Genomic DNA, 26,789 nt, shown 5'->3' with positions numbered 1-26,789 from the left:
CCTCAGATCGCCGTTTCTATTCACTGCCCGAATTTTCTGCCTAACCCACCCGGCACGCCATTGATGTTCGTCTCTTCCCACGGCCCGTTGGGGCTGATCGAGCGACTCCAGCCGTTGTTCCAGCGGTAGTAGGTGCGCTGGCGGTAGAAGGTGTTGGTCTGATCATCGAGGACGTAAACGCCGAGTTTCGCGTCCCAATGGCTATTGCCACCCGGTGGCGGGGCGAAGCTGGCAGAGGTGCGTGGCACCGGCTTCGAAGGTTTGACCGGGGTACTCGGTTTGCTCGGTACCGTCGGCGGAGCCGGTTTGGTGCTCGGCTGCGAAGGCGGGATTGGCGGCAGCCGTTCGGGTTCGTACTCCTGGACCGCACAAGCGCTTAGCCCCAAAACCATCATGCTGAGGAGAGTGATACGAGCGAAGGCGGTCATGGTGGCGTTTCCTGTTATTTATCCGGGCTGTCGATGATCAGTTTTTGTTGCGCGGTGGTGCTGGTGGCCAAGGGTTGGCTGCGACCGATCCATTCGCCGGCAGTCGGTTGGCCGGCGCGGGAGATGCGCGCAACCAGTTGGACTTCAGGGAAGTTCGACAGTTTCAACTGCGGCATCATGGCGTCGGCATCACCCAGTTCGACGGTTGCCGGCAAGTCGGCGACGGTCAGACGCTTGGCGGCCAGTGGTGCGGGCGGGCCGGAAATGGCGCGGGCGAAGATGAACACGCTGTCACCCGGCTGGACCTTGGCTTTCAGCTCTGGCGCCAGATCGACTTGCACTTTGAGCAGCGCTGCAGCTTTGGCCGCAGGCGCCTGGGCAACCTTGCCACCACTGGCTTCTAGTTTCTCGGCGGCCCGAGTGATGCCGCCTTGCAGCGCGACGCGGGATTTATCATCCGGCGGCAGTTGCGCCAGCAGTCGATTCCAGTAGTCGATGGCGTCCTGATAACGCTCGCTTTCAAAGGCCGCGATGCCCAGCAGACCAAGGCTGGTGACTTCTTTCGGATCAGCTTTCAGCGCTTCGTCGGTCAGGGCTTGAACCTTGTCCGACCACTTCTTGCCATCGGCGAAATATTGCGCTTGAGCCCATTGCCCGAGCAGTTCCGGTTGACGACCGGCCAGGGCCACGGTGCGTTCGAAGATCTTCGCCGCATCGCCCGGACGATCCTGAGCCATGTAAGTGCGGCCGAGGAAGTACAGGCCTTCGGCCGAATCCGGTTGGGCCGCGACCGCACGTTCCAGACGACGGGTCATCTCTTCCATCGATTGCGGAGCTTGGGCGAATTCGCGGGTCAGCTCGACTTTGTCGCTGGCGCCGAAATGCAGGTACAGACCAAGGCCCAACACCGGCACCAGAATCGCCGCCAGCAATGGCAACGGCTTGCCCAGACGCGACACGCGCGGCGCCTCGACGCCTTCGGTGTCGGCGAGCAGTTCACGGGCGGCTTCGGCGCGGCCGGCGTCCATTTGCTCGGCGTTAAGCACGCCTTCTTCTTGCTGAGTCTGCAACTCAGCCACGCGCTCCTGATAAAGCGCGACATTCAGTGCCGTACGGTCCTCTTCGAGCTGAGCGCGGCGACCACGCAGAACGGGGATCAGCAGAAAACTCAGGGCAATCAGGAGCAGCAGGCCTGCAGCGAGCCAGAAATCAATCATGCTTGGTTTTATCCAACAAGTGGTCGAGGCGCTCGCGCTCCTCGGCAGAAAGCGCGTCCGGGCTGTCAGTGCGTTGCACGCGACGACGGCGGACGATCACGGCGATGAGCACAAAACCGCCCAGCAACAGGCCGGCAGGGCCGAACCAGAGCAGTGCGGTTTTGGCGTTGAGGGCAGGTTTGTAGCGGACGAAGTCACCGTAGCGGTCGACCATGAAATCGATGATCTGCTGGTTGTCCTTGCCCTCGCCGAGCATGCGGAAAATCTCTTTGCGCAAGTCGGCGGCGATCGGTGCGTTGGAATCGGCGATGTCCTGATTCTGGCACTTGGGGCAACGCAACTCTTTGGTCAGCTCGCGAAAGCGCTCACGGTCGCCTTCTTTGGCGAACTCGTAGGTGTCGATGGCCGCGTGGGCCACACCGGCGATGCTCAAGCCGAGGACGGCGGCGGCGATCCAACGCTTCATGGCTTGGCCTCATCGACCAGCGCCTGATACTTGGCGGCCAGTTTTTCGCGCCAGACTTGTTCATCGATCACACCGACGAATTTGTCGCGGATGATGCCCTTGGCATCGATGAAGAAGGTTTCCGGAGCGCCGTACACGCCAAGGTTCAGGCCCAGGGTGCCGGCATCGTCACGGATGTCCAGTTGATACGGGTTGTGGAACTCGGCCAGCCACTTCAAGGCATCGGTGTTGACGTCCTTGTAGTTGACGCCGTAGATCACCACGCCCTTCTCGGCCAGTTTGTTCAACACTGGGTGCTCGACCCGGCAGGAGATGCACCAGGTGCCCCAGACGTTGACCAGTGCCGGTTTACCCAGAATGTCCGCTTTGGTCAGGGTTTTGTCGCCCTGCACCGAGGGCAGGGAAAACTCCGGGAATGGTTTGTTGATCATCGCCGAGGGCAACTCGGCCGGGTTCAGGTACAGGCCCCGATACAGAAAAACAGCAACCACCAGAAAAATCGCCAGTGGCAACAGCATCAACCAACGTCTCATGCAGTGGCTCCCGTCATGCCGAGCGCTTCACGCACGCGGCTTTTCACCTTGACCCGATAACGGCGATCCAGCGCCGCCAGCAACCCGCCGAGCCCCGTGAGCAACCCACCGAACCAGATCCAGCGCACGAACGGTTTGACGTGTACGCGAACCGCCCAGGCGCCCTCGCCCAGCGGCTCGCCCAGGGCGACGTAAAGGTCACGGGTGAAACCAGCATCGATCCCGGCTTCAGTCATCACCGAATTCTGCACGGTGTACAGGCGTTTTTCCGGGTGCAGCACGCTGACTTCCTTGCCGTCGCGGATCACCCGCACGGTGCCCTTGTCGGACGTGAAGTTCGGCCCTTCGAAGTGCTTGGCGCCTTCGAACACAAATTGATAACCAGCCAGGCTCATGGACTCACCCGGCGCCAGGCGCAGATCACGCTCGGCACTGTTCTGGCTCGACAACACGACACCCAGCGCGCACACGGCTATGCCCAGATGCGCGATTTGCATGCCCCAATAACTGCGGGTCAGGGTCGGCAGACCTTTGATCAGGCCCTTGTGACGCGTCTTGTCGAAAATATCCCGCACACCGGCCAGCAACACCCAGGCAGCCAGCATGAACGTCGCCAGCACCGCCCAATTGAAATCGCCGTAAGCGACACCGGCCACCACGGCCAGCGCAGCGCTACCGAGCAACACCGGGGTCAACATGCTCATCAGCCATTTGACCGGGGTGTCTTTCCAGCGCACCAGCATACCGACCGCCATCACTGCCATCAGTATCGCCATCAACGGAATGAACAGCGCGTTGAAGTACGGCGGGCCGACCGACAGCTTGGCGCCGGTCATCGCGTCGAGGATCAATGGATACAAGGTGCCGAGCAGGATCATCGAAGCGGCGACCACCAGCACCAGGTTATTGCCCAGCAACAGGGTTTCCCGGGACCACAGGTTGAAGCCGACCTGGCTCTTGACCACCGGAGCGCGCAGGGCGAACAGCGTCAGAGAACCACCAACCACAAACAGCAGGAAGATCAGGATGAACACGCCGCGCTCCGGATCGGAGGCAAAGGCGTGAACCGAGGTCAGCACGCCAGAACGCACGAGGAAGGTTCCGAGCAGGCTCAACGAAAACGCGGCGATGGCCAGCAACACGGTCCAGCTCTTGAACACGCCACGTTTTTCCGTGACCGCCAACGAGTGAATCAGCGCCGTGCCCACCAGCCAAGGCATGAAGGACGCGTTTTCCACCGGGTCCCAGAACCACCAGCCGCCCCAGCCGAGTTCGTAATAGGCCCACCAGGAGCCCAACGTAATACCGATACCGAGGAAGGCCCAGGCTACGATCGTCCACGGACGGGACCAGCGCGCCCACGCTGCATCGAGGCGACCGCCCAGCAGCGCGGCGATAGCGAAGGCAAACGCCACCGAGAAACCGACATAGCCCATGTACAGCATCGGCGGGTGAACGATCAGACCGATGTCTTGCAGCAAGGGATTGAGGTCGCGTCCATCCGTTGGCATCTGCGGCAGGATTCGGGCGAAAGGATTAGACGTCAGGATCAGGAACAGCAGGAAGCCGGTGCTGATCATGCCCATCACCGCCAGTACGCGAGCGAACATCTCTTGCGGCAACTGCCGGGAGAACACCGACACCGCGAAGGTCCAGCCGCCGAGGATCAGTGCCCACAGCAGCAACGAACCTTCGTGAGCCCCCCAGACGGCGCTGAATTTGTAGTACCACGGCAAGGCGCTGTTGGAGTTGCTGGCCACGTAAGCGACGGAGAAGTCGTCCGCCATGAACGCGTAAGTCAGGCAACCGAAAGCGAACAGCAGAAACGCGAACTGCCCCCATGCTGCGGGCTGGGCCAGGCTCATCCACAAACGGTCGCCACGCCAGGCACCGAGCAATGGCACCACCGCTTGAACCAGCGCGAAACACAGCGCGAGGATCATGGCCAGGTGGCCCAGCTCTGGTATGAAGATGCCGGAAGTCATGGATCAACCCTCCTTCGCGGGTGTAGGGGCGGATTGACCACTGTCTTTCAAAGCCTTGGTCACTTCCGGCGGCATGTACTTTTCATCATGCTTGGCCAGCACTTCGTCGGCCACCACCACGCCGTCAGCGTTGAGCTTGCCGAGGGCGACGATGCCCTGCCCTTCGCGGAACAGGTCCGGCAGGATGCCGCGGTAGCTGATGGTCACGGATTTGTTGAAGTCGGTAACGATGAATTTCACGTCCAGGGAATCGCCAGAACGTTGCAATGAACCCGCCTCGACCATGCCGCCCGCACGAATGCGCGTGTCTTGCGGCGCTTCGCCGTTGGCGATCTGGGTCGGGGTGTAAAACAGATTGATGTTCTGCTTCAAGGCGCTCAAGGCCAGGCCAACGGCAGAGCCGACACCGACCAGGATCGCGAGAATGATGATAAGACGCTTTTTACGCAGCGGATTCACTTGCCGTTCTCCCGGCGCAGACGACGCGCCTCTTGTTGCAGATACCGCTTGCGGGCCAGGATCGGCGCCGCCACGTTGAGGGCCAGCACCGCCAGGCTGATGCCATAGGCTGACCAGACATACAGGCCGTGATGGCCCATGGCGAGAAAGTCGCCGAATGAAGCGAAACTCATCGAGCGGCCTCCAGACTGTTCTGCACTTCGGTTTTCACCCAGCTCGCCCGGGCTTCGCGCTTGAGCACTTCAAGGCGCATACGCAGCAACAGCACCGCGCCGAAGAAACAGTAGAAACCCAGCGCCGTCAGCAGCAGTGGCAGCCACATCTCGGCGGGCATCGCCGGTTTTTCGGTGAGGGTGAAGGTCGAGCCCTGGTGCAGGGTGTTCCACCACTCCACCGAGTATTTGATGATCGGGATGTTGATCACGCCGACGATCGCCAGCACCGCGCAGGCCTTGGCCGCACTGTCACGATTGCTGATGGCGTTGCCCAGCGCAATAAGACCGAAGTACAGAAACAGCAGAATCAGCATGGACGTAAGTCGCGCATCCCAGACCCACCACGAGCCCCAGGTCGGTTTTCCCCAGATCGCCCCGGTGACCAGCGCCACGGCGGTCATCCAGGCACCGATCGGCGCGGCGCATTGCAGGGCGACGTCGGCCAGCTTCATCTTCCAGACCAGCCCGACAATGCCGCACACGGCCAGCATCACGTAGATGGACTGCGCCAGCATGGCGGCCGGGACGTGGATATAGATGATGCGAAAGCTGTTGCCTTGCTGGTAGTCGGGCGGCGCGAAGGCCAGGCCCCAGATTACGCCGACACCGATTAGCAGCAACGCGGCAATGCTCAGCCAGGGCAGCAGTTTGCCGCTGATGCCGTAGAACCATTTGGGTGAGCCGAGCTTATGAAACCAGGTCCAGTTCATTGCTGTTTCCATCACGGGAGTTCTTCGCTTTGAAGAACCAAGGGTCTTTACTGATCAAAATTTGATCAGACCTCATTATTCGCCGACGCTGATCTTCAGGCCAGCGGCTATTGCAAAAGGTGTCAGGGTTATCGCCAGGGCGGTCAGGCTACCAAGCCACAAGAGATAACCGGTCGCCGGCATGCCCTGCAATGCCGCCTGCAAGGCGCCACTGCCGAGAATCAACACCGGGATGTACAGCGGCAGAATCAACAGCGCCAGTAACAGGCCACCGCGCTTCAATCCGACCGTCAACGCCGCGCCCACCGCACCGAGCAGGCTCAGCACCGGTGTACCCAGCAATAAAGAAAGCAGCAACACCGGCAGACAGGCGGCCGGCAAACCGAGCATCAACGCCAGCAAAGGTGCGAGCAAAACCAGCGCCAGCCCGGAAAACGCCCAGTGTGCCAGCACCTTGGCCAAAACCAGAATAGGCAGGGGGTGCGGCGAAAGGACCCACTGCTCAAGCGATCCGTCTTCGAAATCACTGCGGAAAAGCCCGTCCAGCGAGAGCAAGACCGATAAAAGCGCTGCCACCCAGACCAGCCCCGGGGACAAGGTTTGCAACAATTGAGGCCCGGCGCCTACCGCCAATGGGAACAAAGAGACGACGATGGCGAAGAACACCAGCGGATTCGCCAATTCGGCAGGACGGCGGAACAGCAAACGTGCCTCGCGGGCGACCAACAGGCCGAAAACACTCATACGGCCCAGTTCCCCAAATCAATATCGCGGTAGCCGGCCGGCATCCGGGTCAGGGTGTGGTGCGTGGTCAGGACCACCATGCCGCCCCGCTCGCAATGCGCCGCCAGGTGTTCTTCGAGTTGCGCCACGCCTTGTTTGTCCAGCGCGGTGAACGGCTCATCGAGGATCCACAGCGGCGGACTGTCCAGGTACAACCGCGCCAAGGCCACGCGCCGTTGCTGGCCGGCAGACAGGGTGTGACAGGGAACATCCTCGAAACCGCGCAGCCCCACAGCCGCCAGCGCCTGCCAGATCGCCTCATGGGAGGCCGGTTGATGCAGGGCGCAGAGCCAACTGAGGTTTTCCTCGGGGGTCAGCAGGTCCTTGATGCCGGCGGCGTGGCCGATCCACAACAGGTTGCGCGCCAGTTCGCTGCGTTGCTCGTGCAGTGGCTGGCCGTTTAGCAATACTTGACCGGCGGTCGGGTGCATCAAACCGCAAAGCAAACGTAAAAGACTGGTCTTGCCACTGCCGTTGGGGCCACTGATTTGCAACATTTCGCCACTGGCCAGTCTCAATTCGAGATTTTCGAAGAGCAGCCGAAGGTCTCGCTCACAGGCGAGGGCAACGGTTTGCAGGACAGGACTGGTCAAGAGATCACGGGCCTTATACGGTTCAAGTCGGCTTTGGCGCGGCCGTTAAAGAGATGCAGGATAAATGTATTGGCGGCCCGAACTAGAGAGCTGCGTCAAATAATTGCAATGTTTCCGGCACCCTGTATACAAGTGGGCGGCATTATACATGCCATCTCCTCCTCTAAAGCGTGCATTTTCCGAAGGTTGTGACCGCGTATGACAGGCGAAATGAACATCCTTCCGCTACCGCAGACCACCCCGGCGGCGACCCGTCCGCTGGCGGTCAGTGGCGAGTTGCTCAAGTTGCTGACGCCGATGGAGGGCTTGATCACGGCCGGTCAAACCGCCAAGGCCGAAGTGCTGTCGCTCAAGCAGGCGGATCAGACCTTTCAATTGCTGCTCAAAGTCACCCTCGACAGCGGCCGCCAGACCACGGTCCAGGCCACCAGTACCCAGCCACTGCCTCAGGGCACCAGCCTGGCAATCACCCAGCCATCGGCGGGCAATCTGGCGGTCACGGTGCAACAGGCCATCGCTTCCAGCGTCGCCACCCTCACCCGCATCGACACCGCGCAATTGCCCGTCGGCACCCTGTTGCAGGGCAAAGTGCTGACTTCTCAGGTGATGTCGCAGGTGCCGGGCCAGCCGACGGTGTTTCGCTCGATGGTCAGCCTGCTCAACACCGCGCTGAGCGGTAGCACCCTGAGCATCGATAGCCCGACGCCATTGCGCATCGGTACATTGCTGAGCGCCTTGGTGCAGGACACCCAGACGCTGAAGTTCGTCCCGTTAAGCAGCCGTCAGGAGCAGTTGGCCGTGACGCAACAACTGGTCAGCCAGCAAAGTCGCCAAGGCTCTCTGGATGGCTTGCTCAAAATTCTGCAAAACCTGCCGCTATCGGATCAGACCTCCAGCGACCTACGCACTGTCGTGGACAAGTTGCTCGCCGGCCTGCCAGATGTTCAGCAACTGAGCACGCCCAAAGGCCTGGCCCAGGCGCTGGCCAACAGCGGCCTGTTCCTCGAGGCGAAACTGCTGACCGGACAAAACCCGACGCTGACACCTGACATGAAAGGCGACCTGCTCAAACTGATCGCACAACTGACGCCGGGCCTGCCGGCCAACACCAATCTCAACGCCATTATCGCCGCCAACACACTGGCTCAAGCACTGCCCGGTTTCGTGCGCAGCGCCCTGGGCATGCTCGGGCAAGTCAGCGCCAAACCATTGCCGACCAGTTTCCCGCTCCCCGAGCGTCTGCTGCAAAGTCAGGACGGTGAAGGCGATCTGGAGCACCTGCTGCGTTTGGCAGCGGCGGCCGTCTCGCGCCTGCAAAGCCATCAACTGTCGAGCCTGGAACAGACCGGGATCACCGACGACGGTCGCCTGCTCAGCACCTGGCAGTTGGAAATACCCATGCGCAACCTGCAAGACATCGTGCCGTTGCAGGTCAAATTCCAGCGCGAAGAAGCGCCCGAAAAAGAACAACACCACGAACGCCGCGACGAACGCGAACCCAAGCAACAGTTGTGGCGCGTCGATCTGGCGTTCGACATGGAGCCGTTAGGGCCGTTGCAGATTCAGGCCCAGCTGATCAAAGGCAACCTCTCCAGTCAGCTGTGGGCCGAACGGCCGTACACCGCGAGCCTGATCGAAAGCAATCTGGCCGGGCTGCGCGAACGCCTACTGGCGTCAGGCCTGAACGTTGGCGATCTGGATTGCCACCTCGGCACACCGCCACAAGGCCCTCAAACCCGCCTCGAACAACGCTGGGTCGACGAAACCGCATGAACGAATCCACCGCACCGCGCCAAGCCATCGCCCTCAAATACGACGGCACCCACGCCCCTACCCTCACGGCCAAAGGTGACGAGGAACTGGCGGAAGAAATTCTGAAGATTGCCCGCGATTATGAAGTGCCGATTTACGAGAATGCCGAGCTGGTGAGATTGCTGGCGCGGATGGAATTGGGGGAGAGTATTCCGGAAGAGTTGTACCGGACGATTGCCGAGATCATTGCGTTTGCGTGGAATCTGAAGGGGAAGTTTCCTGAGGGGCAGGATCCGGAGGCGGTGATGCTGGAGAAGGATGTGACTGATCGCGGGGATGACTACTGATCGTTCCCATGCTCTGCGCGGGAATGCAGCCCGTGACGCTCTGCGTCACACAACAGCGGAACGCAGAGCATCCCAAGAGGCATTCCCACGCAGAGCGTGGGAACGATCTCCACTGTGTAAGCCCTGTAGGAGCTGACGAGTGAAACGAGGCTGCGATCTTTTGATCTTCTCAGTTCTTGTGCAACTTACTCATCAACTCCGCCTCAGCCTGGGTCAACCCGCAAGACTGAGTCAGTTCATCGACGCTCGCCCCCATCCCCACCAGACGTGCTGCCTGAGCGAATGAAAGGCTCGACGGATCACGCTGTTCCAACTGAGCCAGTTTATCCGGCAACGGGCCGACGACGGCGCGCAGTTCGTGCAGGTCTTCACCCATGCGCACGTTGCCGTTCTGGTAGTCGTCGACGCGTTTGGCCAGGTCCTTGATGCGCTGATCGCGCAGCGCATCGCCCTGGGCCTGTTGCACGGCGATCTGCCGCTGAGCGCGGATGTGCGCCAGGAAGATCGCCAGCGTGCCTGCCCAGAAGAGGAACAGGACAATGACAGCCACCTCAAGAATCAATCAGATACTCTCCAGTTCCGACCATTCTTCTTCGCTCATCATCTTGTCCAGCTCGACCAGGATCAGCAGTTCGTTGTTCTTGTTGCAAACGCCTTGAATGAACTTGGCGGACTCTTCGTTACCGACATTCGGCGCGGTCTCGATTTCCGACTGACGCAGGTAAACCACTTCAGCCACGCTGTCGACCATGATACCGACCACTTGCTTGTCGGCTTCGATGATGACGATCCGGGTGTTGTCGCTGATCTCGGCATTCATCAGGCCGAAGCGCTGACGGGTATCGATCACGGTGACCACGTTACCGCGCAGGTTGATGATGCCCAGTACGTAGCTCGGGGCACCTGGGACCGGGGCGATTTCGGTGTAGCGCAGGACTTCCTGAACGCGCATCACGTTGATGCCGTAGGTTTCGTTGTCCAGCTTGAAGGTTACCCATTGCAGGATCGGATCTTCAGAACCCTTTGCATTCGTCGCTTGATTACTCATACCCTGACCCCTCGAAAAACCGCTTCTGGCGGTGTGTGTTCTGTTGGCGGCATTCAACAATGCCGTCGCATATTTGTTATGTCGGCAGCTATGTCGGTTTGTGTAGCGGCTTGCTGCCGCCCATGTGCTTTGCCCCACCGCTGGCGATCAGCTCGGCCAGTGCGGAAACGTCGAGCAAGGCACACATGTGTTCAATCACCGTGCCCGCCAGCCATGGCCGTTGACCCCGATGGCTGCGCCATTTGATTTCGTTCGGGTTCAGGCGCAATGAGCGGCTGACCTGATGCACCGCCAGCCCCCACTCGTAGCCCTGAACCGAAATAACGTATTGCAGGCCCTGGCGGAAATCATCGCGATAACGATCCGGCATGACCCAGCGCGCGGTATCCAGCACTTTCAGATTACCGGCCTGGCTCGGAAGGATCCCGAGGAACCATTCCGGCTGACCGAACAACGGCGTCAGCTCGTGACCGGCCAAAGAATAAATCGAACCCAGGCACACCAACGGCACCGCCAGGGTCAACCCGGCGACGTCGAACAACAGGCATTCGAAAGGCTCGGCAGCCCATGCCGGACGACCGTCGGTTTCTACCGGTGGCGGCGTATTGCTCGGCGGCAGATGAACTTCAACCACCGGCGGCACCAACGCTTGCAGCAGCGGTGCAATCGTCGACACGGGCGCCAGAATCGGTGCCGGCGCTTCGATCACGGCCACGGGTGCTTTCACCACTGGCGCAACGATGGGTGCCGCGGCCACGACCGGTTTCTGTGCATCACGGGCCTGTTCTTCAAGCACGGCAGCCTGGAACTCATCCAGCGCGGCTTCAACCTCGACAACCTCGGGCAACGCCTCGGCTTCTGGCGGCAACGCTTCGGTCGCGTCCTGCAGCAAGGCGTCCAGATAGGATTGGAGGGCCAGTTGCGGGCGCGAGGTGATCTTCACCGGTCGATTCACGGGCACACCCCTGTAGGAGCGAGGCTTGCCCGCGAAGAACGATAACTCGGTATAGCTGCCAAGACTGAGGCGTCTGCTTCGCGGGCAAGCCTCGCTCCTACAAGGGCTAGGTTCATCTCACGCCACCTGCGGAACAAGTTGCGCCGCCAGCAAATGCTTGAGCAGTGCGCGGTAAGCGAGAACGCCACGGCTCTTGCCGTCGAATTGCGAAGGCGTCAGCCCCGCCCGGCTGGCGTCACGCAAGCGGGTGTCGATCGGGATGTAGCCTTGCCAGATTTCTTCCGGGTACTTGTCACGCAACACGCGAAGGGTGCCGAGAGAGGCCTGGGTGCGGCGGTCGAACAGGGTCGGCACGATGCTGAATGGCAGCGCCTGTTTGCGCGAACGGTTGATCATCGCCAAAGTGTTGACCATGCGTTCCAGGCCTTTGACCGCCAGGTGCTCGGTCTGCACCGGAATCACCAATTGCTGGCTGGCCGCCAAGGCATTGACCATCAGCACGCCGAGCAACGGCGGGCTGTCGATCACCGCGTAATCGAAGTCCTGCCACAACTGCGCCAGGCTCTTGGCAATCACCAGGCCCAAACCACTCTGGCCCGGCGACTGGCGCTCAAGGGTTGCCAGCGCGGTGCTCGATGGCAACAAGGAAATGCGTTCGTCACTGGTGGGCATCAGCAACTGGCCGGGCAAGCCTTGCGGCACGCTGCCCTTGTGCAGAAACAGGTCGTAGCTGCTGTGTTCCAGGCTGTCGGGGTCGTAACCGAAGTAGCTGGTCATGGAGCCGTGGGGATCGAGATCGACCACAACCACGCGCTTGCCCGCCTCAGCCAGCAAACCGGCTAAAGCGATGGAGGAAGTGGTTTTACCGACACCACCCTTTTGATTGGCGACTGCCCAGACTCTCATTCGGATTGTTCCTCCCGGTCGAAAAGGTCGACCGAGAAATAGCTCAACGTATTAATGCGGGTGACGGAGAATTGACGGCACTCTCTCGTCCCGGCGACTTGACCGGAGCCGGTGCAGTTTGTGTGCCAGCCCGCTTCAACGCGGCATCCGGTTGTGCATTGGCGGTTCCGGTACCGGTGAGGCTGCGGCGTACATCGAGATTGCGTGAAACTACCAGCACCACCCTGCGGTTGCGCGCCCGGCCTTCGGCTGTGGCGTTGTTGGCCACCGGCTGGAACTCGCCGTAACCCACCGACGCCAGACGACCGGGGTTCACGCCCTGCATCGCCAGCATGCGCACGATGCTTGCCGAACGGGCCGAGGACAGCTCCCAGTTGGTCGGGTATTGCGCGGTGCGGATCGGCTGATCGTCGGTGAAGCCTTCGACGTGGATCGGGTTGTCGAACGGCTTCAGGATCGCAGCGACCTTGTCGATGATGCTGAACGCGATGTCGCTGGGCATGGCATCGCCACTGCCGAACAACAGGCTGGAATTGAGCTCGATCTCGACCCACAACTCATTGCCGCGCACGGTCATCTGGTTGGAGCTGATCAAGTCGCCGAACGCCGCGCTGATGTCATCGGCAATGCTTTTGAGCGGATCATTGGCGGCCTGGGCGATGCCAGCGTCGATCTGTTCGCTGTCCTTGACCAGTGGCTTGGCCGGGGTCACGGTCTTCGGTCGCTCGTCACCAATCGGGATCGGCTTGAGGGCGCGGTCGGAATCGGTAAACACTCCGATCAACGCCTCGGAAATGATCTTGTACTTGCCTTCGTTGATCGAAGAAATCGAGTACATCACCACGAAAAAAGCGAACAGCAAGGTGATGAAGTCGGCATAGGAAACGAGCCAGCGTTCGTGGTTTACGTGTTCTTCAGGTTGCCGACGACGAGCCATAATCCATTTCCCCCATCAATCCATGAAGCCCTGAAGCTTCAACTCGATAGAGCGAGGGTTTTCACCTTCGGCGATCGACAGAATTCCTTCCAGCAACATCTCGCGATAACGCGACTGCCGCAACGCGATGGACTTGAGCTTGGCGGCAATCGGCAGCAGCATCAGGTTGGCACTGGCCACCCCATAGATGGTGGCGACGAAGGCGACGGCAATGCCGCTGCCCAGTTGCGATGGATCGGCCAAGTTGCCCATGACGTGGATCAGACCCATCACCGCACCGATGATGCCGATGGTCGGCGCGTAGCCGCCCATGCTTTCAAAGACTTTGGCGGCTTCGATGTCGCGGCTTTCCTGGGTGTAGAAATCCACTTCCAGAATGCTGCGAATCGCTTCCGGCTCAGCGCCGTCCACCAGCAGTTGCAGACCTTTGCGTGAATAGCTGTCGGGTTCGGCGTCGGCCACCCCTTCCAGACCGAGCAAACCTTCCTTGCGGGCGGTCAGGCTCCAGTTCACTACGCGATCAATGCCGCCGGCCAGGTCCACGCGCGGTGGAAACAGAATCCAGGCGAGAATCTGCATGGCGCGTTTGAAGGCGCTCATCGGCGATTGCAGCAGCGCGGCGCCGATGGTCCCGCCGAGCACGATCAACGCTGCCGGGCCGTTGGCCAGCGCGCCGAGGTGACCGCCTTCAAGGTAGTTGCCGCCAATGATGGCGACGAACGCCATGATGATCCCGATAAGGCTGAGGACATCCATCAGAGGCACGCCTCGACCAGATGCCGGCCGATATCGTCCAGGCTGTACACCGCGTCCGCGAGCTCGGCTTTGACGATTGCCATTGGCATGCCGTAGATCACGCAGCTGGCTTCATCCTGGGCCCAGATCGCACTGCCGCCCTGCCTGAGCAGACGCGCGCCTTCGCGACCGTCGGCGCCCATGCCCGTCAGTACCACCGCCAGAACTTTGTCGCCGTAGGATTTGGCCGCGGAACCGAAGGTGATGTCCACGCACGGCTTGTAGTTCAGACGTTCATCGCCCGGCAGGATTTTCACCGCGCCACGGCTATCGATCATCATTTGCTTGCCGCCCGGAGCCAGCAGCGCCAGGCCCGGACGCAGGATGTCGCCATCCTCGGCTTCCTTGACGCTGATGCGGCACAGCTTGTCCAGACGCTCGGCGAAGGCCTTGGTGAAGGCTGCCGGCATGTGCTGGATCAACACGAGCGGTGCCGGGAAGTTGGCCGGCAACTGCGTCAGTACCCGTTGCAGGGCAACCGGGCCACCGGTGGAAGTACCGATGGCGACCAGTTTGTAAGCTTTTCGTTTCGGTGCCGGAGACGACGGTGATGCATGGCTGCGAGCCGGAATCGGTGCCGGTGCCGGACGCGCGGGCGCGCTGCTGCCGTAGCTGCTGACGCTCGAAGGCGCAGGCGTCGGGGCTGGCGCAGCCACCGGGGCCGGGGCGCTGTAGGCGCTGACACGACGGTTACTGCGCGAGATGCTCAGAATCTTCTCGCACAGCAGTTGCTTGACCTTCTCCGGGTTACGGGAGATGTCTTCGAAATTCTTCGGCAGGAAGTCCACCGCGCCGGCGTCCAGCGCATCGAGGGTGACCCGCGCGCCTTCGTGAGTCAGCGAGGAGAACATCAACACCGGGGTCGGGCAGCGCTGCATGATGTGCCGCACTGCGGTGATGCCGTCCATCATCGGCATCTCGTAGTCCATGGTGATCACGTCTGGCTTGAGGGCCAGGGCCTGATCGATCGCCTCTTTGCCGTTGGTCGCCGTACCGACGACCTGGATATTCGAATCCGCTGAAAGAATTTCCGAGACGCGGCGGCGGAAAAACCCCGAATCGTCCACCACCAGGACTTTGACTGCCATAAACACTCCGTTAGACGGGGCGAGGCTCAGTCGCCCCGCTCCCGCAGAATCAAATACGCCGCGCGGCGTAACGCTTGAGCATGCTCGGCACATCGAGAATCAGCGCAATGCGGCCGTCACCGGTGATGGTGGCGCCGGACATGCCCGGGGTTCCCTGGAGCATTTTGCCCAATGGCTTGATGACCACTTCTTCCTGGCCCACCAGTTGATCGACGACGAAGCCGATCCGCTGAGTGCCCACCGAAAGGATCACCACATGGCCTTCGCGCTGCTCTTCATGAGCGGCGGAGCTGACCAGCCAGCGCTTGAGGTAGAACAGGGGCAGCGCCTTGTCCCGCACGATCACCACTTCCTGGCCGTCCACCACGTTGGTGCGCGACAGGTCGAGGTGGAAGATCTCGTTGACGTTCACCAGCGGGAACGCGAACGCCTGGTTGCCGAGCATGACCATCAGCGTCGGCATGATCGCCAGGGTCAACGGGACCTTGATGACGATCTTCGAGCCCTTGCCCTTGGTCGAGTAGATATTGATGGTGCCGTTGAGCTGGGCGATCTTGGTTTTCACCACGTCCATGCCCACGCCGCGCCCGGAGACGTCGGAAATCTCGGTCTTGGTCGAGAACCCCGGCGCGAAGATCAGGTTGAAGCAATCCGACTCGCTGAGACGGTCCGCTGCATCCTTGTCCATCAGGCCTTTCTTCACGGCGATACCGCGCAGAACATCGGCGTCCATACCTTTGCCATCATCGGAGATGGACAGCAGGATGTGATCGCCTTCCTGTTCCGCGGACAGGATCACCTTACCGCTGCGAGGCTTGCCCATCGCTTCGCGATCAGCCGGCTCTTCGATGCCGTGGTCGACCGAGTTGCGAACCAGGTGGACCAGCGGGTCGGCCAGGGCCTCGACGAGGTTCTTGTCGAGGTCGGTTTCTTCGCCGACCAGTTCCAGGTTGATCTCTTTCTTGAGCTGGCGAGCCAGGTCGCGAACCAGGCGCGGGAAGCGCCCGAAGACTTTCTTGATCGGTTGCATCCGGGTCTTCATGACCGCGGTTTGCAGGTCGGCCGTGACCACGTCGAGGTTCGACACGGCCTTGGACATGGCTTCATCGCCGCTGTTGAGACCCAGACGGACCAGGCGGTTACGCACCAGTACCAACTCGCCGACCATGTTCATGATTTCGTCGAGACGCGCGGTATCGACCCGCACGGTAGTCTCCGCTTCGCTGGCCGGTTTTTCCGCTGGTGGCGCAGCCGGGGCACGGGCAGGCGCCGGTGCAGCAGCGGCAGCAGGCTTGGGCGCTTGGGCTTTTGGTTCAGGCGCTTTGGCGACAGGTGCCTTGGCGACTGGGGTTGCTACTGCAGAAACAGCAGAACCTGTGCCCACTTCAGTGAATTTGCCTTTGCCGTGCAATTCGTCGAGCAGCGATTCGAACTCGTGATCGGAGATCAGATCGCTGCCGGCCGCGGCGGCGGTTGGCGCAGCCGGGGCCGGCACCGAAGCAATCGCCGATTCCAGCGCATCGACTGCAAAGTTGCCTTTGCCGTGCAGTTGGTCGAGCAGTGCTTCGAACTCGTCGTCGGTGATGTCGGAGCTGTCGCCTGCCGCTTTCGGGGCAGCCGGTGCGGCGGGCGCTGCGACTATTGCATCGGCGGCGAACTGGCCCTTGCCATGCAGTTGATCGAGCAACGACTCGAACTCGGCATCGGTGATTTCGTCGCTTGTCGCCGCATCGTCGGCAGGCGGAGCAACCAAAGGCGCCTCAGCCTGGGCCTTGACGGCGTTCAGCGAGTCCAGCAGTTGTTCGAATTCGTTATCGGTGATGTCACCTGATTCGCTTTCAGCGGCAGGCTCTTGCACCACCTCAGCGACCGGTGCCGCCTCATCGGCGCTTTGCGGCTCGGCCAAGCGGGCCAGAGCGGCGAGCAATTCAGGCGCGGCAGCCGTGATCGGGCTGCGTTCGCGGACTTCGCTGAACATGCCGTTCACCGCGTCCAGTGCTTCAAGAACCACGTCCATCAGTTCCGAGTCGACGCGTCGTTCACCCTTGCGCAGGATGTCGAACACGTTCTCGGCGATGTGACAGCACTCCACCAGTTCGTTGAGCTGGAGGAAGCCGGCGCCCCCTTTTACAGTGTGAAAACCGCGAAAAATTGCATTGAGCAAATCCGCATCATCCGGTCGGCTTTCAAGTTCGACCAGCTGTTCGGACAGTTGCTCTAGAATCTCGCCGGCCTCAACCAGGAAATCCTGAAGGATCTCTTCATCGGCGCCGAAGCTCATTAAGGGGGTGCTCCTGAGGTCTAAAAACCTAAAAAACCTAAAATGCTAAAAATCTAAAATCCTAGGCTGGATAACAAATCGTCCACATCGTCCTGACCGGACACAACGTCTTCTCTTTTATCGGCATGAATCTGCGGACCTTCACCCTGAGAGAGATGTTTTTGCGGATCTTTTTCAGCCAGCATCGCTTCACGGTCATGTTCGATACCCGCAAAGCGGTCGACCTGACTGGCCATGAGCACGAGCTTGAGCAGGTTGCTTTCAACTTCGGTGACCAATTGGGTCACGCGCTTGATCACCTGACCGGTGAGGTCCTGGTAATCCTGAGCCAGCAGAATGTCGTTGAGGTTGCTCGACACGATGCGGTTGTCTTCACTGCTGCGGGTCAGGAAACCATCGACCCGCCGAGCCAGTTCGCGGAACTCTTCAGCCCCGACTTCGCGACGCATGAACCGTCCCCAATCCGTGCTCAGCGCCTGAGCTTCGTCGCTCAGGCTGTTGATCAGCGGCGTGGCGTTTTCCACCAGGTCCATGGTGCGGTTGGCCGCGGCCTCGGTAAGCTTGACCACATACCCCAGGCGCTCGGTGGCATCCGTGATCTGAGACACTTCCTCGGCTTGCGGCATGTGCGGGTCAATCTGGAAATTGACGATCGCGCTATGCAGCTCGCGGGTGAGCTTGCCCACTTCCTGGTACAGGCCGCGGTCACGGGTCTGGTTGAGCTCATGGATCAGTTGCACAGCGTCGCCGAACCTGCCTTTTTCAAGGCTCTCGACCAGTTCGACCGCGTGTTTTTTCAGGGTTGACTCGAAATCGCCCTGTGAAGATTCGTTATGCTCCATAGCTCCCCCGTGACGGACTGGCTTTGCACATCAACCGATGCGTTCGAAGATCTTTTCAATCTTGTCTTTCAACGCCTGAGCCGTGAATGGCTTGACCACATAACCGTTCACACCCGCCTGAGCGGCTTCGATGATTTGCTCGCGCTTGGCTTCGGCCGTGACCATCAACACCGGCAGGTGTTTGAGTTTTTCATCGGCACGCACGTGGCGCAGCAGATCAATACCGGTCATGCCGGGCATGTTCCAGTCCGTTACCAGAAAGTCGATGCTCCCGCTGTTGAGGACCGGAATCGCGGTAATACCGTCATCCGCCTCGACCGTGTTGGTGAACCCAAGGTCACGCAACAGGTTTTTTATGATCCGCCGCATCGTCGAGAAGTCATCAACGATGAGGATTTTCATATTCTTGTCCAATTCGACCTCCAAGCAGTCTTAAAACGCGCGCAGCACCTGAACGCGCCGTTCAATCAATTCGGCGTAACACTCAACAGTTGTATGGATTACAACGGGCCGTGACGGGTACAGCAAAATGCCGTACCAATCTCGTTCGCAGTGTCCCCACACTGCCTGTCAGCGCGCTCGCCACTCCCCCAAACGCCCCCGCAAACGGGCCGCGCACTGGCTGTGTAACTGGCTGACCCGCGATTCGCTGACCCCCAGGACCTCACCGATTTCCTTGAGATTCAACTCTTCGTCGTAGTACAGCGCCAACACCAGTCGCTCACGCTCCGGCAAATTGGCAATCGCGTCCGCCAGCGCTTTCTGGAAGCGTTCATCTTCCAGATCGCGTGACGGCTCGAGATGAGCACTGGCGCCATCCTCGTGCAGCCCTTCGTGTTCGCCGTCCTGCAACAGATCGTCGAAACTGAATAACCGGCTGCCCAAGGTGTCGTTCAAAATCCCGTAATAATCGTCGAGGCTCAATTGGAGTTCGGCCGCAACCTCATGATCTTTAGCGTCACGACCGGTTTTAGCTTCAATCGAGCGAATCGCGTCGCTGACCATGCGGGTATTGCGGTGAACCGAACGTGGCGCCCAATCCCCCTTGCGCACTTCATCGAGCATCGCGCCGCGGATTCGAATGCCCGCGTATGTCTCGAAACTCGCGCCTTTGCTGGCGTCGTATTTGGTGGAAACTTCAAGCAGGCCGATCATCCCGGCCTGGATCAGGTCTTCGACCTGGACACTGGCCGGCAAACGCGCCAGCAAGTGGTAGGCAATGCGTTTGACCAGTGGCGCGTAACGCTCGATCAGCTCGTATTGCGCGTCACGTGCCGACTGCTTGTAGAGGTTGTAACCGCTGGCTGTCATAGAACGGGTCCTGCGGTCTGTTGCACGAGGCGCTCGACGAAAAACTCCAGATGCCCACGCGGGTTGGCCGGCAGCGGCCAGGTATCGACCTTCTGTGCAATGGCCTTGAACGCCAGGGCGCACTTGGAACGCGGGAAGGCTTCGTAGACGGCACGTTGCTTCTGCACAGCCTTGCGCACGCTTTCGTCGTAAGGCACCGCACCGACGTATTGCAAGGCGACGTCGAGGAAACGATCCGTGACCTTGGTCAACTTGGCGAACAGGTTGCGGCCTTCTTGCGGGCTCTGGGCCATGTTGGCCAGGACGCGGAAGCGATTCATGCCGTAGTCGCGATTCAGCAGTTTGATCAGCGCGTAGGCGTCGGTGATCGAGGTCGGCTCGTCGCACACCACCAGCAGTACTTCTTGCGCTGCGCGTACGAAACTGACCACCGAGTCACCAATGCCCGCAGCGGTGTCGATCACCAATACGTCGAGGTTGTCGCCGATGTCACTGAATGCCTGGATCAGGCCGGCATGCTGGGCCGGGCTCAGATGAACCATGCTCTGGGTGCCGGATGCGGCCGGGACGATGCGAATACCGCCAGGCCCTTGCAACAGCACGTCGCGCAGCTCACAGCGGCCTTCGATCACGTCGGCCAGGGTACGTTTGGGTGTCAGTCCCAGCAGGACGTCGACGTTCGCCAGCCCCAGATCGGCATCCAGCAGCATGACGCGCCGGCCGAGCTCAGCTAGAGCCAGGGACAAGTTCACTGACACGTTAGTCTTCCCGACGCCACCTTTGCCGCCGGTCACCGCGATCACCTGTACGGGATGCATGCTGCCCATGTTATTTCTTTACCTTGTCTTGCATAGACGGAGGCCACATTACTGGCTGCGCGTTCACCAACTGAACAATGCATGGCAGACCATCGATGTAGGTACAAAAACTGTTCATTAATACCTCAGCCAACCTGCTTGGTCGGGCTGTGGTAAATATCAGCGAACATGTCAGCCATGGCTTCTTCGCTGGGTTCTTCCTGCATTTGCACGCTAACGGCGCGACTGACCAACTGGTGACGACGCGGCAGATGCAAATCATCCGGGATCCGCGGGCCATCGGTCAGATACGCCACCGGCAACTCATGACTGATGGCCAGGCTCAACACCTCGCCCAAGCTTGCCGTTTCATCCAGTTTAGTCAGGATGCAGCCGGCAAGGCCGCAACGTTTGTAACTGTGATAAGCGGCAGTTAGAACCTGTTTCTGGCTGGTGGTTGCCAAGACCAGATAATTTTTTGATTTGATGCCGCGTCCGGCCAGGCTTTCGAGCTGCATGCGCAGTGCCGGATCGCTGGCCTGCAAGCCGGCGGTATCGATCAGCACCACGCGTTTGCGCAGCAAAGGCTCCATTGCCTGCACCAGCGACTGGCCCGGGTCGATGTGGGTGACCGACACATTGAGGATGCGGCCCAGAGTCTTGAGTTGTTCCTGAGCGCCGATGCGGTAGCTGTCCATGCTCACCAGCGCAATGTTCTGCGCGCCGTACTTGAGCACGTAACGGGCCGCGAGCTTGGCCAGCGTGGTGGTCTTGCCCATGCCGGCCGGGCCGACCATGGCAATCACGCCGCCCTCTTCCAGTGGCTCGACTTCCGGGGTGGCGATCATCCGCGCCAAGTGGGCGAGCAACATGCGCCAGGCCTGACGGGGTTCTTCAATTTCAGTAATCAGCGCCAATAGATCGCGTGACAGCGGGCCGGACAGACCGATGCGCTGCAGGCGGCGCCAGAGGTTGGCCTGGGCCGGACGGCTGCCTTGCAGCTGATTCCAGGCCAGCGAGCCCAGTTGCACTTCCATCAGTTCACGCAGGCTGTTGAGCTCGAAGCGCATCGAGTCGAATGCCCGCGGGTCGACGCCAGTCGCTGCGGCAGGCGCGGGTGCCGGGCGCCGGGGCTCGGCCAGTGTCGGTTCGATCAGCGGCTCGGCGGCGGTCAACGGCAGGCCGGCGAACAATTGGCGGTTGGTGGTTTTGTCGCTCTCGCCATCGCCACGCAGGCTCAGTTCGGCCTGGGCGGTAGCGATCCGCGACTGGGTCTTGCGCAGTTCGTCCTCGAGTTCCATGTTCGGAACACGCGGGGCCAGCGCCGACAATTTGTAGTCCAGCGCAGCCGTCAGCTCGACACCACCGGCGATCCGGCGATTGCCGATGATGGCGGCATCGGCGCCCAGCTCATCGCGAACCAGTTTCATGGCCTGACGCATATCGGCGGCGAAAAAACGCTTAACTTGCATAAACCACTACCTCAGCCGTTGGGCCCTACTGTCGCAACGATGGTCACTTGCTTGTTGTCAGGAATTTCCTGATAAGCCAACACATGCAAACCCGGGACTGCCAGTCGGCCGAATCGCGAGAGCATCGCGCGAACCGGACCGGCCACCAGCAAAATAACCGGTTGACCTTGCATTTCCTGACGCTGCGCCGCTTCGATCAACGAACGTTGCAGTTTCTCCGCCATGCTTGGCTCCAGCAGAACGCCCTCTTCCGAGCCTTGTCCTGCCTTCTGAAGACTATTGAGCAATATTTGTTCCAACCTTGGTTCCAAGGTGATCACAGGCAGCTCCGACTCAGTGCCTACAATGCTTTGCACGATGGCACGAGATACACCGACGCGCACCGCGGCCACCAAAGCGGCAGTATCTTGACTCTTGGCGGCGTTATTCGCGATGGCTTCGGCGATGCTGCGGATGTCCCGTACCGGCACCTGTTCGGCCAGCAACGCTTGCAATACTTTGAGCAGCTGCGACAGCGAAACCACCCCCGGCACCAGCTCCTCGGCCAGTTTCGGTGAGCTTTTGGCCAGCAATTGCATGAGTTGCTGGACTTCTTCGTGGCCGATCAGCTCGCTGGAGTGCTTGTACAGAATCTGGTTCAAGTGGGTCGCCACGACCGTACTGGCATCAACCACGGTGTAACCGAGGGATTGCGCCTGGGCGCGCTGGCTGATTTCGATCCAGACCGCCTCCAGACCGAAAGCCGGATCTTTGGCGGTGATGCCGTTGAGCGTGCCGTAGACCTGCCCCGGGTTGATCGCCAATTCGCGCTCCGGGTAAATCTCGGCTTCGGCCAGGATCACGCCCATCAGGGTCAGGCGGTAGGCGCTTGGCGCCAGGTCGAGGTTGTCACGGATATGCACAGTCGGCATCAGGAAGCCCAGGTCCTGGGAAAGCTTTTTACGCACACCCTTGATCCGTGCCAGCAACTGACCACCTTGGTTGCGGTCCACCAGCGGAATCAGGCGATAGCCGACTTCCAGGCCGATCATGTCGATCGGGGTCACGTCATCCCAGCCAAGCTCTTTGGTTTCCTGAGCGCGGGCCGGCGATGGCAACAGTTCCTGCTGACGCTTGACCTCTTGCAGGGCCTGAACCTTGACTGTGTTCTGCTTCTTCCAGAACAGGTAAGCGCCGCCAGCCGCCAGGGCTGCCATGCTCAGAAAGGAAAAATGCGGCATGCCCGGCACCAGGCCCATCACCGCCATCAAGCCAGCGGCCACCGCCAAGGCTTTTGGCGAGGCGAACATCTGACGGTTGATCTGCTTACCCATGTCTTCCGAACCGGAAGCACGGGTCACCATGATTGCAGCAGCAGTCGACAACAGCAGTGATGGCAATTGCGCCACCAAACCGTCACCGATGGTCAACAAGGCGTACACCCGACCGGCATCGCCAAAGCTCATGCCGTGCTGGAAAATACCGACCGCCATGCCACCGATCAGGTTGATGAACAGAATCAGCAGACCGGCAATGGCGTCACCGCGCACGAACTTGCTGGCACCGTCCATGGAACCGTAGAACTCGGCTTCCTGGGCCACTTCCATCCGGCGCAGTTTCGCCTGATTCTGATCGATCAGGCCGGCGTTCAAGTCGGCATCGATCGCCATCTGTTTACCGGGCATCGCATCGAGGGTGAAACGCGCGCTCACCTCGGAAATCCGCCCCGCGCCCTTGGTCACCACGACGAAGTTGATGATCATCAAAATCGCGAAGACCACGATACCGACCACATAGTTACCGCCGATCACCACCTCACCGAAGGCCTGGATCACCTTACCGGCGGCGGCATGGCCGTCCTGACCGTGAAGCATCACCACCCGTGTCGAGGCCACGTTCAGCGCCAGTCGCAGCAACGTCGCCACCAGCAGAATGGTCGGGAATACCGCAAAATCCAGCGGCCGCAAGGCGTACACGCAGACCAGCAATACGACGATGGACAAGGCAATGTTGAACGTGAAAAACACGTCCAGCAGGAACGGCGGCACCGGCAACATCATCATGGCCAGCATGACCAGCAGCAACAGCGGCACACCCAGATTGCCTCGACTGAGGTCGGCAACGTTCGTGCGTGCAGTGTTGATTAACTGAGAGCGATCCACCGGTTTTCCCCGTTTCTTTAAAGCAAACTTTTGACGCCTGAAGCAGGCTCGGGGCGGCTACTGCAAGAAGCTTTCCAACTTTTGCCGGGGGTTTGAAACAGAGGGGTTGGTTGCGGGATTTGTATTGCCTGGGCCGACCTCTTCGCGGGCAAGCCTCGCTCAGGTTTTGCGTTGATCACAGCATTCGGGAACGCCACCGCCCCGTAGGAGCGAGGCTTGCCCGCGAAGAGGCCAGCATTGCCAACACAACAATCAGGAATCGCGGCACAAATCCGGTGGAATCGGCAAATCCTCCTTGAGCGAATCGAGCCGCGCCCTCGCCCGTGAGGCATGCAGGGCTGCTGCACAGACCACCGCCCCTATCAGTTCTGCTAGTACCCAACCTGAGCACCCGTGTAGATACTCAGACTCCACTCTTCAAAAACCGGAATGATCCCATGCTTTCCGTGCTCTGCAACTATCACTACGATCCTTTAGATCGACTGACCAGCGACAGCTCGCCGTCCACCCCAGTTCGTCACCGCTTCTACTGCAAAAGCCACCTGGCGACTGAAATTCAAGGAGCGATTGCGCACTCAATCGTCCAGCATGACGCCCAGTTGTTGGCGCAACAACAGCGCAAGGCCACCGCTCTCGACACCACCCTACTGGCCACCGACCTGCAACGCTCGGTGCTGCATACCCTCAACAACGACACTCAATCACAGCCAATTGCCTACTCGCCTTATGGCCATCGCCCTGCCAGCGATGGACTGCTGAGCCTGCTTGGCTTCAACGGCGAACGGCCGAATCCGGTGACCGGGCATTATTTGTTGGGGAATGGGTATCGGGCGTTTAATCCGGTGTTGATGCGGTTTAATAGTCCGGATAGTTGGAGTCCGTTTGGGGAGGGGGGGTTAAATCCATATTCGTATTGTTTAGGAGATCCTATCGGTAAAGCTGATCCTACCGGTCATATCCCACGATGGATAGCTCGAATCGTAGGCACAAAATCTACGTATGTTCCGTCGTTTGGCCCGAACCAAAGGGCTTTATGGACAAAGAGCGGGTACACGCCGAAAGAAGGACTCAAAGCATCCAAAAAAATTGGCGACCTGGAAAGGAGAGCAGATAAACTGGTTAATAACGCGCGTAACGAGGTACTGAGCCAAGATACCGAATTTGCGTACTCCTTCAACACACCCTACAGGCCGACAGGAAGCCTTGAAATATCGGCATATAACACCTTTCGATTTGAAACCCACAAAACCACAACTAACGTATTTGATTTTTTAACCCATACAAAAAAACATTACAACACTTCACAGTTCGAAACCGCCCTCCTTCAAACACAAACCGAACTAACAGCACTTCGACCCATTTTAAACAAATTAAACCTCTACCCTAAAGACGCGCATATATTATCTCGCTTCCCCCGTATCTCCCCAGACGACACGCTGACGCAGTCATATTACAAAAGACTCGAATCAATTTCACACCCAGAAGCTCACGCTCTGCGGGAAGAAGCATCCCGAATTCGAAACAAGGTATTCAAATAACAACACCTCTGATCAGCATTGATGATCTGTTCATCTCAGCCAACAAACCACACTAATCCCGTCGTAAATCCGGCGGAATCGGCAAATCATCCTGGAGCGGATCCGGACGCTTGCCCTTGCCCGCGCGGTACTGGCGGATCTGGTAGACATACGCCAATACCTGCGCGACCGCCAGATACAACCCACCCGGAATTTCCTGTTCCAGTTCAGTGGAGTAATAAATCGACCGCGCCAGCGCCGGCGACTCGAGCAACAGCACTTCATTCGCCACAGCAATTTCACGAATCTTCAAGGCCAGGAAGTCGCTGCCCTTGGCGACCAGCATCGGCGCCCCACCCTTTTCCGGGTCGTACTTGAGTGCCACCGCATAGTGAGTCGGGTTGGTGATGACCACGTCGGCCTCGGGGATCGCGGCCATCATCCGTCGCTGCGACATCTCGCGTTGCAACTGACGAATACGCTGCTTGACCTCTGGCTTACCTTCCTGATCCTTGTGCTCATCGCGCACTTCCTGCTTGGTCATTTTCAGTTTTTTCAGGCTTTCCCAAATCTGCACCGGCACGTCGACCGCAGCGATGAGGATCAGCCCGCAAGCCATCCACAAGGTGCTCCAGCCGACCACTTGCAGGCTGTGAATGATCGCCATGTCCAATGGCTCATGGGCGATGCGCAGCAGATCATCGATGTCCGACGACAAGACCACCAACGCCACGAACAACACGATGAAAAACTTCGCCAAAGCCTTGAGTAATTCAACCAACGCTTTGGCCGAGAACATCCGTTTCAGCCCCGCGCCCGGGTTCATGCGACTGAACTTGGGCGCCATGGAGCCCGCCGCGAACAGCCAGCCGCCGAGGGAGATCGGGCCGAGCAACGCAGCCAACAGCAAAGTGATCATCACCGGTTGAATCGCCAACAGGGCAATCTGTCCCGAGTGCAGCAAGAAGGTGCCCATGTTGCGCTCATCCAGAATCACTTCCCGCGACAGCGTGAAGTTCATCCGCATCAGCTCCATCATGTCCTGTGCCAATGCACCACCAAAAATCAGCAGCGCACCGGCTCCGGCGAGCATGATCGCCAGCGTATTGAGCTCCTTGGAGCGTGCAATCTCGCCCTTCTCACGGGAGTCCTTTTTACGTTTCTCCGTGGGGTCTTCTGTTTTGTCCTGACCGCTTTCGCTCTCAGCCATG

28 protein-coding genes are annotated in these 26,789 nt (G+C 59.8%); 3 read left to right on the top strand and 25 right to left on the bottom strand.

Annotation, left to right across the window (positions count from 1 at the left end):
- Window positions 1-20 precede the first annotated feature (20 nt).
- The 10 genes from CKW20_RS04210 to ccmA all read right to left on the bottom strand — a co-directional run bounded on the left by CKW20_RS04210 (window position 21) and on the right by ccmA (window position 7,389).
- A complete protein-coding gene (locus CKW20_RS04210; RefSeq protein ID WP_095051788.1) occupies window positions 21-428 on the bottom strand; it encodes a hypothetical protein in 408 nt (135 codons plus the stop codon).
- 14 nt (window positions 429-442) lie between these two features.
- Complete coding sequence (gene ccmI, locus CKW20_RS04205) at window positions 443-1,645, bottom strand: c-type cytochrome biogenesis protein CcmI (protein ID WP_095051787.1); 1,203 nt, start codon at window positions 1,643-1,645, stop codon at window positions 443-445.
- The gene (locus CKW20_RS04200; RefSeq protein ID WP_095051786.1) at window positions 1,638-2,111 is read right to left on the bottom strand and encodes a cytochrome c-type biogenesis protein; all 474 of its coding nucleotides are present in this window, start codon (window positions 2,109-2,111) and stop codon (window positions 1,638-1,640) included. The genes ccmI and CKW20_RS04200 overlap by 8 nt, the downstream gene beginning before the upstream one ends.
- Window positions 2,108-2,644: a DsbE family thiol:disulfide interchange protein gene (locus tag CKW20_RS04195; protein WP_095051785.1), complete on the bottom strand. Its 537-nt coding sequence runs from the start codon at window positions 2,642-2,644 to the stop codon at window positions 2,108-2,110. Before CKW20_RS04195 ends, CKW20_RS04200 begins: the two co-directional genes overlap by 4 nt.
- Window positions 2,641-4,629 (bottom strand): heme lyase CcmF/NrfE family subunit, encoded by a 1,989-nt coding sequence (locus CKW20_RS04190; RefSeq protein WP_095051784.1) that lies wholly within the window; start codon window positions 4,627-4,629, stop codon window positions 2,641-2,643. The genes CKW20_RS04195 and CKW20_RS04190 overlap by 4 nt, the downstream gene beginning before the upstream one ends.
- 3 nt (window positions 4,630-4,632) lie before the next feature.
- The gene (gene ccmE, locus CKW20_RS04185; RefSeq protein ID WP_095051783.1) at window positions 4,633-5,088 is read right to left on the bottom strand and encodes a cytochrome c maturation protein CcmE; all 456 of its coding nucleotides are present in this window, start codon (window positions 5,086-5,088) and stop codon (window positions 4,633-4,635) included.
- Window positions 5,085-5,261 carry a heme exporter protein CcmD gene (gene ccmD, locus CKW20_RS04180; protein WP_007894243.1) on the bottom strand — a complete coding sequence of 59 codons (177 nt, stop codon included), beginning with the start codon at window positions 5,259-5,261 and terminating at the stop codon, window positions 5,085-5,087. The genes ccmE and ccmD overlap by 4 nt, the downstream gene beginning before the upstream one ends.
- Window positions 5,258-6,013 (bottom strand): heme ABC transporter permease, encoded by a 756-nt coding sequence (gene ccmC, locus CKW20_RS04175; RefSeq protein ID WP_095051782.1) that lies wholly within the window; start codon window positions 6,011-6,013, stop codon window positions 5,258-5,260. The genes ccmD and ccmC overlap by 4 nt, the downstream gene beginning before the upstream one ends.
- A 75-nt stretch (window positions 6,014-6,088) precedes the next feature.
- On the bottom strand, window positions 6,089-6,757 hold the full coding sequence (gene ccmB, locus CKW20_RS04170; RefSeq protein WP_008072659.1) for a heme exporter protein CcmB: 669 nt from the start codon (window positions 6,755-6,757) through the stop codon (window positions 6,089-6,091).
- Entirely contained in the window at window positions 6,754-7,389 is a 636-nt protein-coding gene (ccmA, locus tag CKW20_RS04165; protein ID WP_095051781.1) for a cytochrome c biogenesis heme-transporting ATPase CcmA, read from the bottom strand. Before ccmA ends, ccmB begins: the two co-directional genes overlap by 4 nt.
- Window positions 7,390-7,587: 198 nt before the next feature.
- Here ccmA and CKW20_RS04160 point away from each other — a divergent pair, with 198 nt between their 5' ends.
- Both CKW20_RS04160 and CKW20_RS04155 read left to right on the top strand, forming a co-directional pair.
- On the top strand, window positions 7,588-9,162 hold the full coding sequence (locus tag CKW20_RS04160; protein ID WP_095051780.1) for a flagellar hook-length control protein FliK: 1,575 nt from the start codon (window positions 7,588-7,590) through the stop codon (window positions 9,160-9,162).
- On the top strand, window positions 9,159-9,488 hold the full coding sequence (locus CKW20_RS04155; protein ID WP_095051779.1) for an EscU/YscU/HrcU family type III secretion system export apparatus switch protein: 330 nt from the start codon (window positions 9,159-9,161) through the stop codon (window positions 9,486-9,488). Before CKW20_RS04160 ends, CKW20_RS04155 begins: the two co-directional genes overlap by 4 nt.
- 169 nt (window positions 9,489-9,657) lie before the next feature.
- Here CKW20_RS04155 and CKW20_RS04150 read toward each other — a convergent pair whose 3' ends face one another.
- The 14 genes from CKW20_RS04150 to flhA all read right to left on the bottom strand — a co-directional run bounded on the left by CKW20_RS04150 (window position 9,658) and on the right by flhA (window position 24,061).
- On the bottom strand, window positions 9,658-10,050 hold the full coding sequence (locus CKW20_RS04150) for a DUF2802 domain-containing protein (protein WP_095051778.1): 393 nt from the start codon (window positions 10,048-10,050) through the stop codon (window positions 9,658-9,660).
- Window positions 10,051-10,536, bottom strand: a complete 486-nt coding sequence (locus CKW20_RS04145; protein ID WP_007894224.1) for a chemotaxis protein CheW — start codon at window positions 10,534-10,536, stop codon at window positions 10,051-10,053.
- Between the two features lie 88 nt (window positions 10,537-10,624).
- A complete protein-coding gene (locus tag CKW20_RS04140; RefSeq protein WP_095051777.1) occupies window positions 10,625-11,491 on the bottom strand; it encodes a CheW domain-containing protein in 867 nt (288 codons plus the stop codon).
- A gap of 117 nt (window positions 11,492-11,608) precedes the next feature.
- On the bottom strand, window positions 11,609-12,397 hold the full coding sequence (locus CKW20_RS04135) for a ParA family protein (protein WP_030130563.1): 789 nt from the start codon (window positions 12,395-12,397) through the stop codon (window positions 11,609-11,611).
- 43 nt (window positions 12,398-12,440) lie between these two features.
- Window positions 12,441-13,334 (bottom strand): flagellar motor protein MotD, encoded by an 894-nt coding sequence (gene motD / locus CKW20_RS04130; protein WP_095051776.1) that lies wholly within the window; start codon window positions 13,332-13,334, stop codon window positions 12,441-12,443.
- 15 nt (window positions 13,335-13,349) lie between these two features.
- Window positions 13,350-14,090 carry a flagellar motor protein gene (locus CKW20_RS04125; RefSeq protein ID WP_095051775.1) on the bottom strand — a complete coding sequence of 247 codons (741 nt, stop codon included), beginning with the start codon at window positions 14,088-14,090 and terminating at the stop codon, window positions 13,350-13,352.
- Entirely contained in the window at window positions 14,090-15,217 is a 1,128-nt protein-coding gene (locus CKW20_RS04120; protein ID WP_095051774.1) for a chemotaxis response regulator protein-glutamate methylesterase, read from the bottom strand. The genes CKW20_RS04125 and CKW20_RS04120 overlap by 1 nt, the downstream gene beginning before the upstream one ends.
- Window positions 15,218-15,266: 49 nt before the next feature.
- Window positions 15,267-17,498 carry a chemotaxis protein CheA gene (locus CKW20_RS04115; RefSeq protein WP_095051773.1) on the bottom strand — a complete coding sequence of 744 codons (2,232 nt, stop codon included), beginning with the start codon at window positions 17,496-17,498 and terminating at the stop codon, window positions 15,267-15,269.
- A gap of 53 nt (window positions 17,499-17,551) precedes the next feature.
- Entirely contained in the window at window positions 17,552-18,340 is a 789-nt protein-coding gene (locus tag CKW20_RS04110; RefSeq protein ID WP_095051772.1) for a protein phosphatase CheZ, read from the bottom strand.
- A 30-nt stretch (window positions 18,341-18,370) separates the two neighbouring features.
- A complete protein-coding gene (locus CKW20_RS04105; RefSeq protein ID WP_008072643.1) occupies window positions 18,371-18,742 on the bottom strand; it encodes a chemotaxis response regulator CheY in 372 nt (123 codons plus the stop codon).
- Window positions 18,743-18,910: 168 nt separating this feature from the next.
- Window positions 18,911-19,651, bottom strand: coding sequence for an RNA polymerase sigma factor FliA (fliA, locus tag CKW20_RS04100; RefSeq protein WP_095051771.1), 741 nt, complete (start codon window positions 19,649-19,651; stop codon window positions 18,911-18,913).
- Window positions 19,648-20,478, bottom strand: coding sequence for a flagellar synthesis regulator FleN (gene fleN, locus CKW20_RS04095; RefSeq protein WP_003222917.1), 831 nt, complete (start codon window positions 20,476-20,478; stop codon window positions 19,648-19,650). The genes fliA and fleN overlap by 4 nt, the downstream gene beginning before the upstream one ends.
- A gap of 116 nt (window positions 20,479-20,594) precedes the next feature.
- Window positions 20,595-21,920: a flagellar biosynthesis protein FlhF gene (gene flhF, locus CKW20_RS04090; RefSeq protein ID WP_095051770.1), complete on the bottom strand. Its 1,326-nt coding sequence runs from the start codon at window positions 21,918-21,920 to the stop codon at window positions 20,595-20,597.
- Between the two features lie 11 nt (window positions 21,921-21,931).
- Window positions 21,932-24,061, bottom strand: a complete 2,130-nt coding sequence (flhA, locus tag CKW20_RS04085; RefSeq protein ID WP_095051769.1) for a flagellar biosynthesis protein FlhA — start codon at window positions 24,059-24,061, stop codon at window positions 21,932-21,934.
- A 437-nt stretch (window positions 24,062-24,498) separates the two neighbouring features.
- Here flhA and CKW20_RS04080 point away from each other — a divergent pair, with 437 nt between their 5' ends.
- The gene (locus CKW20_RS04080; RefSeq protein ID WP_095051768.1) at window positions 24,499-25,599 is read left to right on the top strand and encodes an RHS repeat-associated core domain-containing protein; all 1,101 of its coding nucleotides are present in this window, start codon (window positions 24,499-24,501) and stop codon (window positions 25,597-25,599) included.
- A 52-nt stretch (window positions 25,600-25,651) separates the two neighbouring features.
- Here CKW20_RS04080 and flhB read toward each other — a convergent pair whose 3' ends face one another.
- A complete protein-coding gene (flhB, locus tag CKW20_RS04075) occupies window positions 25,652-26,788 on the bottom strand; it encodes a flagellar biosynthesis protein FlhB (RefSeq protein ID WP_095051767.1) in 1,137 nt (378 codons plus the stop codon).
- Between the last annotated feature and the right edge of the window lies 1 nt (window position 26,789).

The sequence above is a fragment of the Pseudomonas sp. Irchel s3b2 genome, from assembly GCF_900187445.1.
In the GTDB taxonomy this organism is placed as follows: domain Bacteria; phylum Pseudomonadota; class Gammaproteobacteria; order Pseudomonadales; family Pseudomonadaceae; genus Aquipseudomonas.
The sequence above is the reverse complement of the archived record's forward strand: the minus strand, read 5'-3'. Positions and strand labels throughout refer to the sequence as shown.